This window comes from Gemmatimonadota bacterium (genome assembly GCA_016209965.1).
Taxonomy (GTDB): Bacteria; Gemmatimonadota; Gemmatimonadetes; order Longimicrobiales; family RSA9; genus JACQVE01.
Window position 1 is genome coordinate 1 of record JACQVE010000124.1, and the last position, 10,739, is coordinate 10,739.

8 protein-coding genes, 4 tRNA genes and 1 rRNA gene are annotated in these 10,739 nt (G+C 68.0%); all 13 read left to right on the forward strand.

Annotated elements, in window-relative coordinates:
* Window positions 1-2,054 (forward strand): peptidylprolyl isomerase (locus tag HY703_05120; protein MBI4544557.1); only part of this gene is annotated, 2,054 nt, incomplete at its 5' end.
* Window positions 2,051-5,029, forward strand: a complete 2,979-nt coding sequence (locus HY703_05125; GenBank protein ID MBI4544558.1) for a PD40 domain-containing protein — start codon at window positions 2,051-2,053, stop codon at window positions 5,027-5,029. The genes HY703_05120 and HY703_05125, both read left to right, overlap by 4 nt.
* A complete protein-coding gene (locus tag HY703_05130; GenBank protein ID MBI4544559.1) occupies window positions 5,029-5,757 on the forward strand; it encodes a hypothetical protein in 729 nt (242 codons plus the stop codon). Before HY703_05125 ends, HY703_05130 begins: the two co-directional genes overlap by 1 nt.
* Window positions 5,708-6,253 (forward strand): hypothetical protein, encoded by a 546-nt coding sequence (locus tag HY703_05135; GenBank protein MBI4544560.1) that lies wholly within the window; start codon window positions 5,708-5,710, stop codon window positions 6,251-6,253. Before HY703_05130 ends, HY703_05135 begins: the two co-directional genes overlap by 50 nt.
* 25 nt (window positions 6,254-6,278) lie before the next feature.
* Complete coding sequence (gene hemC, locus HY703_05140; GenBank protein ID MBI4544561.1) at window positions 6,279-7,238, forward strand: hydroxymethylbilane synthase; 960 nt, start codon at window positions 6,279-6,281, stop codon at window positions 7,236-7,238.
* Window positions 7,235-7,726 carry a D-glycero-beta-D-manno-heptose 1-phosphate adenylyltransferase gene (rfaE2, locus tag HY703_05145; GenBank protein MBI4544562.1) on the forward strand — a complete coding sequence of 164 codons (492 nt, stop codon included), beginning with the start codon at window positions 7,235-7,237 and terminating at the stop codon, window positions 7,724-7,726. Before hemC ends, rfaE2 begins: the two co-directional genes overlap by 4 nt.
* A gap of 67 nt (window positions 7,727-7,793) precedes the next feature.
* Window positions 7,794-8,516 (forward strand): ribonuclease PH, encoded by a 723-nt coding sequence (rph, locus tag HY703_05150; protein ID MBI4544563.1) that lies wholly within the window; start codon window positions 7,794-7,796, stop codon window positions 8,514-8,516.
* A gap of 7 nt (window positions 8,517-8,523) precedes the next feature.
* Entirely contained in the window at window positions 8,524-9,213 is a 690-nt protein-coding gene (gene rdgB / locus HY703_05155) for an RdgB/HAM1 family non-canonical purine NTP pyrophosphatase (protein MBI4544564.1), read from the forward strand.
* A gap of 16 nt (window positions 9,214-9,229) precedes the next feature.
* Window positions 9,230-9,303 (forward strand) — tRNA-Pro (locus HY703_05160).
* Between the two features lie 340 nt (window positions 9,304-9,643).
* Window positions 9,644-9,717, forward strand: a tRNA-Arg gene (locus tag HY703_05165).
* Between the two features lie 33 nt (window positions 9,718-9,750).
* Window positions 9,751-9,824 (forward strand) — tRNA-His (locus tag HY703_05170).
* Between the two features lie 86 nt (window positions 9,825-9,910).
* Window positions 9,911-9,983, forward strand: a tRNA-Lys gene (locus tag HY703_05175).
* Between the two features lie 231 nt (window positions 9,984-10,214).
* Window positions 10,215-10,739 (forward strand): 16S ribosomal RNA (locus HY703_05180); the annotation flags it as partial.

Here is a 10,739-nt window from a genome sequence, read left to right on the forward strand (position 1 = left end):
AAGGTGGCAGCCCGCCGGCCAGCCAGGCGTTGGGCCGGGACGACATCACCCAGCTCGCCGAGCTACTGCGGCTCGAGGATCGCCGGGATTTTGATGCCAGCCGGTTCCAGCAGCTTTTCCGGCACCCAACGCCGCTGATCCGGAACCGCGCCGCCCGCGCCGCCGGACGCATTGGAGACCGGCGCGCGCTGCCCCTGCTGCTCGAGGCGCTGGCGGATTCCAGTGAAGAGGTGAGGGCCGAGGCCACCTTTGCCCTGGGCGAGATCGCCGATACCGGGGCCGCAGTGTCCGGCGCACTCGCTGCGCTGATGGTCACCGGCGGCCCTGAGGCGGCCAGGGAAGCCGTCGCAGCCCTGGGGAAGTTGGGGACGCGAACGGCGCGCGCAGCAGTGGAATCCGTGTTGCGGCCGGACGGGGCTCAGCGCCAGCGCGGCGGGCAGGTGTGCCCATCGGGAGCCGGCCGCGCGGCATCCGGCGGCGTTCCGCTCCTCACCCGGCGTGAGGCCATGCTGGGCGAAGCGCTGCTCGCGATCTGGAAGTTCCCGCGCGACCCCGGGACGGCCGAGCTTGTCGCGCCATTTCTGGACTGCCAACAGGCGGAACTCCGCTGGCGGGCCGCCTACGCGCTTATGCGTATCGGCGAACCCGCGCTGGCGTGGCGCCTGCTCAGGGCACTGCAGGAACCGGATCACCGGGTACGCGAGTTCGCCGCGCGGGGGCTGCGAGCTGCCCTGGCCGACTCGGCCGGAGAGCGCCAGCGGGCGCTCGCTGCATTGCAGCGCGCGCTCGCGGACGCCCACCCGCACGTCGTCATCAATGCCATCCGATCGCTGGCCACCTACCAGGACCCGACTGCGGCTCCGCCCGTGATGGCCCAGATGGCGCGCATGGATGCGAAACTTGCCTACGCGGCAGCAACGGCACTCGGGGACATCGGCGGGGCAGCCGCCGTGTCGGCGCTGGCAGCCTTGGCGGTTGACGGAGGGGCGCCCGTCTCGCTGCGCGGCGCGGCCCTCGCGTCGCTGCTCCGGCTGGACGTGTCAAGCGGCGCAGCCCTGGCCCGATCCCTGGCCCGCGAGACAGCCTGGCTGGCGCGCCTTTACGCGGCGCGCGCGCTGGCCGCAGGCCGCTGGGCCACTGCCTCACCCCTGATCACCACTCTGCTGCGGGACCTAGATGCACGGGTCGCCGCCGCCGCGCTGGATGCCGGCGTGACCCTCGCCGGGGACAGCCTGGACGCCATCCAGCCGCTCTACATCGAGGCTCTGGCCCACCCGGATCCGGGAGTGCGGGCCGCCGCATTGCGCGGCGTGGCACGGCGGGCTGACCCGGCGGATCTCGCGCTCGTGCTGGAGGCGTACGATCGCGCCCAGAGCGATACCGGCACCAACGACGCAGCCGTGGCCGCCCTGCAAGCGCTTGGCAGGTTCGCCGCCGGCGGCGCGCCCGTGGCCAGAAGCTTCTATCTGAGATTCCCTCGCTCGCCGGATCCCGTCGTACGGGCGCAGGCCGTCGCGCAACTGGGCAAGGGGAGCTGGGGCGAGGCGTTTCCCGTCGAGACGGGGCGTGACCCCTGGTTCTACCGCCAGATCATCGAGGAGCTGGTGGAGCCGGAAATCAGTCGCGGCGCGCGCAAGCGGGTGCGGATCGAGACGGCGGGCGGCGCGATCATTCTGGAGCTGGCGGGAGCCGATGCGCCCCTCACGGTGTACAACTTCCTCGCGCTGGTCAGGAGCGGCTTCTTCACAGGTGGACGGTGGCACCGGGTGGTGCCTAACTTCGTGCTGCAGGACGGGGATCCCCGAGGCGATGGCACCGGCGGCCCGGGTTATGCAATCCGCGACGAGCTGAATCGTATCCGGTACCTGCGGGGTACCGTCGGAATGGCGCTGTCGGGGCCCGATACAGGTGGGAGCCAGTTCTTCATCACGCATTCACCTCAACCTCACCTCGACGGCGGCTACACGGTGTTCGCCCGAGTAGTGGAGGGCATCGAGGTCGCCGACCGCGTTGCACAGGATGACCTGATCGCGTCGATCCGGATCTTGCCATGATGCGAACCACCACGCTTTTCCTGGCGCTTGCCCTCTGCCTGCCAGCAATCGGAACGGCGCAGCTCGTGCCGTTCGGCAAGAACAAGATTCAGTACCGCGGCTTCAACTGGCAGGTGCTTTCGGGTGAGCACGTGGACGTCTACTACTACCCCGAAGGGGAGACGCTCGCCCGCCTGACCCTGGCGTACGCGGAAGAGAGCTACCGATTCCTCGAGCGGAAATTTCAGCACCATCCCTTCCGGCGCATTCCGCTCATCGTTTACTCCTCGGATCAGCATTTCGAGCAGACCAACGTGTTCCCCGGGTTCATTCCGGAAGGCGTCCTGGGGTTCACGGAATACCTGAAGCGGCGGGTGGCCCTCCCCTTCCGCGGCGACTATGCCCAATACCGCCACACGCTGCGCCATGAGCTGGTGCACGCGTTCCAGCTCTCGAAGCTCTCGGAAGTCCAGTCCCTGCACCCCCGCCAGCGCCGGGTTTCGCCGCAACAGATCCATTGGTGGACCGAGGGGCTGGCGGAGTTCTGGTCGAGTGCGCAGACGCCGGAAGACGACATGTTCGTGCGTGATCTGGTGCTCACCGGCAAACTGCCCACCATCAGGCAGTTCAATTACCTGTACAGCTTTGCCTCCTATCCTCTGGGCGCCGAGCTGCACAAGTACCTCGCCGGCCGCTTCGGCGAGGAGTACATCGTCGAGCTGTACGAGGAGTACTGGAAGTACGACTCGTTCGAGCAAGCGCTGGAGGCCACGCTGGGCGTCGACCTCGACCGGCTCAGTCGGGAATTCCGCTACGAGCTCGAGCAGCGCTACTTCCCGATCTACGCCCAGCGCGCGCCCCTCGAGGTGGGCGCCGTGCCCGTGGTGCACAAGGGCGGGGCCAATTTCAAACCGGTTCTGTACCTGCCCCCAGGCGACTCCGTGCCCGAGCTGCTGTTCCTTTCCCCACGCAGCGGCTACACGAACATCTACCGCACCCGCCTGGATGAGGGCGAGAAAGGCATTTCGGCGGTAGTCGAAGGCGAGCGGAGCGCAGAGTTCGAGTCCTTCCATGCCTACGAGTCCCGCATTGACGTGAGCAGCGGGGGCGTCGTTGCCTTTATTTCCAAGTACATGGAACGCGATGCTCTCTTCCTCTGGAACCTGCAGAAGGCCGAGATCGTGGGGCGCTACCAGTGGCCGGACCTGGTAGGGTTGAAGTCCCCGTCGTGGGATCCCACCGGTACGAAGGTCGTGTTCGAGGGCCTTTCGACCGCAGGGTTCTCGGACCTCTACACGGTCAATTTCACGAGCCACGAGCGGGCCGCTTTGACCGGCGACCGCTACCGGGACGAGGATCCGGATTGGGCGCCCGACGGCCGGAGCATTGTATTCGCCTCCGATCGTACGCGGTTCGGCGTGGACGGGCACAAGAATCTCTTCGTCCTGGACCTCGAGACGCGCCAGCTTCGTTACCTGACCTACGGCTCGTGGAACGATCAGGACCCCCGCTGGTCACGGGACGGGAAGCGAATTGCCTTCAGCTCGGATCGCGGCGGGATTTACGACATCTACGCCGTAGACGCGGCGGGGAACGGCCGGCGGCTGACCGACATGGCCGGCGGCGAGTTCGACCCCGAGTGGCTGCCCGGAGACCGCGGGCTCGTCTTCACCGGATTCAGTGAAGGCACGTTCCGCATCTACAAGTACAGCTTCCCGGCGGACACCGCCACAGCGCCGGCCTTCGCACTGGCGGACAACAACCTGCCGCTGCTGGCCTTGGGAGACACTCCGGCAAGCAACGGCGAACTCCCGCTAGGCTGGGAATGGTCCGAGCTCGATGAAGCCCTGGTGAAGGAAGCGAAGCCCCAGCGCTACAACACGTGGCAGGAGCTGTCCCTCGATTTTGCGGGCGGCGATGCGGTGGTCGCCCCGGGCGTCGGTGCGGCGCAAGGCGCCCAGTTCCTGGCCAGCGACATGCTCGGCAACCATATCCTGTTTGCCGGCATTTCCGCGGTGCAGGCCCAGGATCTCGGAGAGCTCGTGGATAACTTCAGCGGGCACTTGCTGTACCTGAACCTGGCGCACCGGCTGAACTTCGGCGCCGGCGCATTCCGCTTCAAGGGCCTGTTCCGAGACGTCGCCTTCGACATTTATCAGGAGGAGACCTACGGCGGCTACTTCGTGGCCAGTTATCCGTTCTCCAAGTTCCGCAGGCTCGAGCTGCAGCTCGGGCTCGAGCGCAGCAACCGCACGGATATCCAGGACGCATTCGAGCAGGGGGTTTTTGGCCGGACCACGCGGCCGGACCCGCGCGATCTGACGCGAGAAGGGGTTCTGACCAGCAACTACCTGTCCTATGTGAAGGATAACACCCTCTGGCTACCCACCGGCCCTATCGATGGCGAGCGCTTCAACCTCACGGCAGGCCTGGTGACCTGTTTCTCCTGCACTTCTCCCAGTGAGGTGAGCGGGGCGCCGGTCACCCGCAGTGCAACGGCGGAGAACTACGTAGTCATCGGCGATTATCGCCGCTACGTGCGCACCTCGCTGTTGAGCGCGTACGCGTTCCGGGCGTACGTCTTCTATAGCGACGGAGCGATCCCCGACCGGGCCGTCCTGGGCGGGCCCCACCGCTTGCGCGGCTACCCGCGTTTCGCGCTCGCCGGCTCGCGCGTCTGGCTCCTGAACCAGGAGTGGCGGTTCCCCTTGCTGCACCGCATAGGCCTGGCCTTCCCCTTTGGCGAGCTGCGCTTCCCCGGCATCCAGGGCGCGCTCTTCGTGGACGCCGGCTCGAGCTGGCTCGAGGACCAGAAGCCCGAAGGGACCTGGGGCAGCTATGGCCTGGGCCTGCGCACTTCACTGGGCCCGCCCCTCGTCTTGCGGCTCGACATCGGACGACGGTTCCGGCTCGGTGAGCTGCCCCCCGTCGTGTTCGATGACAACGAGGGGTTCGGCGACACCTTCGTCGACTTCTTCTTCGGCTTCAACTATTGATGAGGCGCCGCGTTGCCGCTTGCCGGCGCGGGGGGTATCGTCTCACGCGGGCCGGGCCGGCCGCAGCCGCCGCGCTGGCGCTGCTGGGGATCGCAGCTAGCCTGCTGGCGTGCGCGCCGCCGGGCACCGCCGGCCAGCCAGCGCCAGCTTCTGTCGAACACGACCTGGTGGCGGCCAGCGCGCCGGCTCGGCCGCTGCGCATCCTCTTCGATTGGACCGTCCGCGAGCGGGAGGCACGCTTCAGCGGAAGGGGTGTAGCCAGGATCGAGCCACCCTACCGGGCCCGGCTCGACTTGTTCGGGCCGCGCGGCGAGACCTACCTCAGCGCCGCCGTGGTGGAAGCCGAACTGCGACTGCCGCCCTTCGCCGCCGCCGCGCCGGTGCCCCCGCCGCCTCTGCTGTGGAGCGCGTTGGGCGTCTTCCGCCCGCCACCGGACGCCGAGCTGGTCAGCGCGCGGCAGCAGGGCGAGGCGTTGCACCTCGAATATCGGGAGGGCGGGTTCCGCTGGCGCTTCGCCTTCGAAGGCGGAAGCTTGCGGCAGGCGGAATGGGAGTGGCCGGGAAAGGAGCGGCAAAGCGTGCTGCTGAAAGGAGAGGCAGCGGGCAGACTGCCCCGTGAGGCGGTGTACCGCGACTGGACGGCATTCGTGGAGCTCGTTTTGACCCTGGACAAGGCGGATGATGTCGAGCCCTTCCCACCCGAGATCTGGACGCCGGGCGCGTCTTGAGCCGCTGCTGCTGCTCGCCGCCCTGCCACTGACCTGGACCTGCCATTACGGATTCCAGGGCGGCGGCGGCTTCCCGTCCCACATCCGCACCCTGTATATCCAGCCGCTCGAAAACCAGACGGCTCAATTCGAGCTCGAGCAACTGCTATTCGCGAGATTGCTCGAGCGAGTGCCCCGCGCCTTGGGCGTGCGGCCCGCTGGACGCGAACTCGCCGATGCCGTACTGACCGGGCGGATCATGCGCTACGACGACGTGGCTCAGAGCTACCGTGCCGGCGATCCCTCCGGGCAGGCTACAGTCGTGGCGCACCAGGTCCAGATCGCCATGGAGGTCCAGATCATAGACGCCAGGCAGAACGTGATCCTGTGGGAAGCCTCGAATCTGACTGGGCGCGGAGAGTATCAGCCTGCTACCCAGAGCAACCAGGACGGCCGGTCGAAGGCGATCGATCATCTCGTGCAGCAGATTGTTGACGGCGCCCAGTCGCAGTGGTGATGGCGCGAGCATCGCTGAGGCGATAATGCTTCGTCTGGGGTCGCGGGGGAGCACGCTGGCTCGCTGGCAGGCCGAGAACGTCCGGGCCCGCCTCGAAAGGGCGCACCCGGAGCTGCGCGTCGAGGTGCAGGTGGTGGCCACCACTGGCGACCGCATCCACGACGTGCCCCTGGCCCGCATCGGCGAGCAGGGTCTGTTTACGAAGGAGATCGACCGCGCGCTCCTGGACGGCTCCGTGGATGCCGCGGTGCATTCCCTCAAGGACGTGCCCACCCGGCTGGACGTGGGGCTGCGGCTCGCGGCCGTCACCGAGCGCGAGGATCCTCGCGATGCGCTCCTGGCGTCGCCCGCGGCCGCGGGCAGGACGCTCGCCACGCTCCCGCCGGGCGCCCGCGTGGGCACGAGTTCCTTGCGCCGCCGTGCCCAATTGTTGCACGCTCGGCCGGACCTCCGGGTGGAGGACCTCCGCGGCAATCTCGATACTCGCCTCACCCTCGTGGCGGGGGGTCGATTCGATGCCGCCATAGTGGCCTATGCCGGCCTCCGCCGACTCGGGCGGGAGGCGGCCGTGACCGAGCTGCTCGAACCACCCGGCTGGCTGCCTGCCGTGGGTCAGGGAGCGCTCGCCATTCTTGTCCGCGAAGACGACGCCCGCGCCTGTGCCTTGACGGCGTGCCTGGACGACACCTGGACACGGTGTGCTGCCGCTGCCGAACGGGCCTTCCTGCGCGCCCTCGAGGGAGGATGCCAGGTGCCCATCGGGGCACTGGCCGCGCCCGCACCGCATGGCCTGCTGCTCCACGGATTGGTGGCGTCCCTGGACGGACAGCAGCTCCTGCGCGGCGAAGCCGCCGGCCCCGCCCAGGACGCGGAGCTCCTGGGGCAGCAGCTCGCCGCCGATCTGCTCGAGCGCGGCGGCGACCGAATCCTCGAAGCGCTCCGCGGCCAGGACCCGGACGCGCTGCCCGCGCCCAGTCCTCCATGACCGCGCTCGCTCCCCCGCGGCAGAAGCTGCTCTCGCGGGCCGAGCTCCTGAAACGCTACGGCCCGCCGCGGCGCCTACGCCTGGTGTTCACCAACGGCTGCTTCGACCTGCTGCACCGGGGGCACGTGGAATACCTATACGAGGCGCGGGCGCTAGGCGATGCACTGGTCGTCGGCCTGAACTCGGATACCTCGGCCCGCCGGCTGGAAAAGGGCGAAGGAAGACCGTTTGTGCCGGAGGAGGACCGGGCCGCCGTGCTGGCCGGACTGGCATGCGTGGATGCGGTGGTGATTTTCCAGGAGGACTCGCCCCGGGCGCTGATCGCAGAACTGCTGCCGGACGTGCTGGTGAAGGGCGGAGACTACCGGGCCGACGAAGTCGTAGGCCGAGAGGAGGTCGAGGCCGTGGGCGGGTGCGTGGTCATCCTGCACTACCGGCAGGGTCAGTCCACCAGTGGTCTGATCCAGCGAATCCGGCAAGGAAGGTGATGAGCCGCAGCGTTACGCCCACCAGGTGGGCGGGTCTTGCGCTTGCGCCGGGGCCCGAGGCCCGCCCATGAGCAGCCTGCCGCAGCGGACCGGCCGGCGCAATGACGAGCTCCGGCCGGTCCAGCTCGAACGCGGCGTCGCCCCCTATGCCGAAGGGTCGTGCCTCATCACGGCTGGCCTCACCCGTGTGCTCTGCACGGCTACCGTCCAGGAGATCCTCCCGGAATGGAGGCGGGGACAAGGCGCCGGCTGGGTCACGGCCGAGTACGGCATGCTCCCCCGCGCCACGCACCGGCGCACGCCGCGCGAGCGCGGCCAGGCAGGCGGCCGGACCTCCGAGATCCAGCGGCTGATCGGCAGGGCACTGCGAGCTTCCATGGACCTGGCCACCCTGGGAGAACGCACCATCACCATGGACTGCGACGTGCTCGGGGCCGACGGCGGCACCCGCACGGCCGCCATCACTGGCGGTGCCGTCGCCCTGCACGATGCCTGCTCCTGGCTCGTGGCCCAGGGCAGCCTCTCGCGCTCGCCCATGCGCCAGCTTGTCGCGGCCGTGAGCGTGGGCGTGGTGGGCGGCGAAATCCGCCTCGACCTGGACTACCTCGAGGATTCCGGCGCGCAGGTGGACATGAACGTGGTAGCACTCGGGCAGGGAGACCTGGTGGAAATCCAGGGCACGGCAGAGCACCACAGCTTCAGCCGCGCCGAGTTGGACGTCCTCCTCGACCTCGCACTCTCCGGGATCGGGCAGCTCATCGCACTGCAGCGCCAGGCCCTGCAGGGCTGAAGCCGCCATGAAGCTGCGCCTTGCCCTCGCGACCCGGAGTGCTGATAAGACTCGCGAGATCCGCGAAATCCTGCAGCATATCCCCGGGATCGAGATCGCCAGCCTTGATCGATTGAGTTCGAGCATCGGCCACGGGGAAGAGCGCCTCGAAGAGGCGGCCACGTTTCACGAGAACGCTCTGGCCAAGGCTCGATACTTCGCCCAGCGGATCGGACTGCCCACCCTGGCCGATGATTCGGGCCTCGTCGTGGATGCCCTGGGCGGCGACCCGGGCGTGCGCAGCAAACGCTTCGCCATGCGCCCCGGCCTCGCCGGCCCGGCGCTGGACGCCGCCAACAACGCCCTGCTCCTCGAGCGCCTCCGCCAGGTACCGGCCCCGCACCGCTCGGCTCGATTTGTCTGTGCCTCGGCCTTCGCCTTGCCTCACGGGCCGGAGCACTGCGCGATCGCGAGCTGCGCAGGTCAGATCACGGAAGCGCCCCGCGGTCAGGCGGGGTTCGGATACGACCCGCTCTTCTACATCCCGCCACTCGGCAAAACCTTGGCTGAGCTTAGCGAATCCGAAAAGAACCACATCAGCCACCGCGCCCGCGCCTTCCGCGCCCTCGCCGCACTGCTGCTAACCAGCGGGATCCCGCTCGCCGATAGCGATCCCACCCCGTTCCCTACCGTCCGGCCCCGCCTACCCATATCTTAATAGAGTCAATCACCTTCGGGGCGTAGCGCAGCCCGGTAGCGCGCCTGCTTTGGGAGCAGGAGGTCCTCGGTTCAAATCCGAGCGCCCCGACTCGAGCTTCCCGCGGCCCAACAGCCGGCCGTTCTCCCTCCCCCTCATTGATGCATGGGAAGGCAACGGTTGCCCCCACCAGCAAGAGGGCCGGGGCCGCCACGCAAGCTGACTCTCGCTGCCTCCCTTCGTGGGCCGATTTCGCCCCTGGACCCCACCTACCCCACCTACGCCACCTACCCCACCTGGATCGGGTTGACTGAGGGCCACATTTTGGGTATTGTTCTTTGCTGCGGCACCGGCCCGGCGGCGCATGCTTCCATCAGGCAACGCCACCCGGTTTCGCAGCGGCCGGGCCTGCCCGGCCGCGAGCCTGGCCGGCGGCTCACCAGGCTACTCTGCGCCCGTAGCTCAGTTGGACAGAGCAGCGGCCTTCTAAGCCGCGGGTCATAGGTTCGAATCCTATCGGGCGCGCTGGCGGCGGCGCCTCCCGCCGGCCGCACCGTGGTGGGCGTAGCTCAGTCGGTTAGAGCGCCAGGTTGTGGCCCTGGAGGTCGCCGGTTCGAATCCGGTCGCTCACCCTCGTCAGGAGGGGCTCGTCTCGGAAAGTCCCGTGAGCACCGAGACGGCGCATGCGCCCGAGCCGTAAGGCGCGACAAGCGCCCAGGCCCGCGTAGCTCAATGGGCAGAGCAGGGGACTCTTAATCCCAAGGTTCTAGGTTCGACTCCTAGCGCGGGCATTCGCCCGGCCCCGGTCCCGAACCGGGGTTGACAAGCCGGCGGAAATCGGTTACTTGTTAATGCTGCGCCCTAGAGCGGGCGCTCAAGCTGTTTGACAAGCCGGGTCTGGTGGTCTGGATGGGTCCCCGCCGGAGAGCGCTACTTCTCTCCGGCATGGTGGGAACCAAAGTAGATGATTCCGAACGCCAGGTTTTAGCGAGGCGTTCGCGGGAGCTTGAGAGGACTTTCTATAACTGGAGAGTTTGATCCTGGCTCAGGACGAACGCTGGCGGCGTGCCTAACACATGCAAGTCGAGCGAGGGCGGACTTTCGGGTTCGACCCGAGCGGCGGACGGGTGAGTAACACGTGAGCGACCTATCCCGGTGCGGGGGACAACCCGGGGAAACCCGGGCTGATACCGCATGGTCGGTTCTGCTTTATGGCGGGACCGGGAAAGGCGGCCTCTTGATCAAAGCTGCCGTGCGGGGAGGGGCTCGCGGCCTATCAGCTAGTTGGTGGGGTAACGGCCCACCAAGGCGGTGACGGGTAGCGGGTCTGAGAGGACGGCCCGCCACATTGGGACTGAGACACGGCCCAGACTCCTACGGGAGGCAGCAGTGGGGACTCTTGCGCAATGGCCGAGAGGCTGACGCAGCGACGCCGCGTGCGGGAGGAAGCTCTTCGGGGTGTAAACCGCTGTCACTGGGGAAGAAGGCCTGGGGTGCGAAGAGTGCTTTGGGTTGACGGTACCTGGGGAGGAAGCGCCGGCTAACTC

Excerpts from the sequence above, each read along its gene's own strand:
- HY703_05130 (MBI4544559.1), top strand. The coding sequence starts at position 5,029 with ATGAGGCGCCGCGTTGCCGCTTGCCGGCGCGGGGGGTATCGTCTCACG.
- hemC (MBI4544561.1), top strand. The coding sequence starts at position 6,279 with ATGCTTCGTCTGGGGTCGCGGGGGAGCACGCTGGCTCGCTGGCAGGCC.
- HY703_05135 (MBI4544560.1), top strand. The coding sequence starts at position 5,708 with ATGATGTCGAGCCCTTCCCACCCGAGATCTGGACGCCGGGCGCGTCTT.
- HY703_05125 (MBI4544558.1), top strand. The coding sequence starts at position 2,051 with ATGATGCGAACCACCACGCTTTTCCTGGCGCTTGCCCTCTGCCTGCCA.
- rph (MBI4544563.1), top strand. The coding sequence starts at position 7,794 with ATGAGCAGCCTGCCGCAGCGGACCGGCCGGCGCAATGACGAGCTCCGG.
- rdgB (MBI4544564.1), top strand. The coding sequence starts at position 8,524 with ATGAAGCTGCGCCTTGCCCTCGCGACCCGGAGTGCTGATAAGACTCGC.
- rfaE2 (MBI4544562.1), top strand. The coding sequence starts at position 7,235 with ATGACCGCGCTCGCTCCCCCGCGGCAGAAGCTGCTCTCGCGGGCCGAG.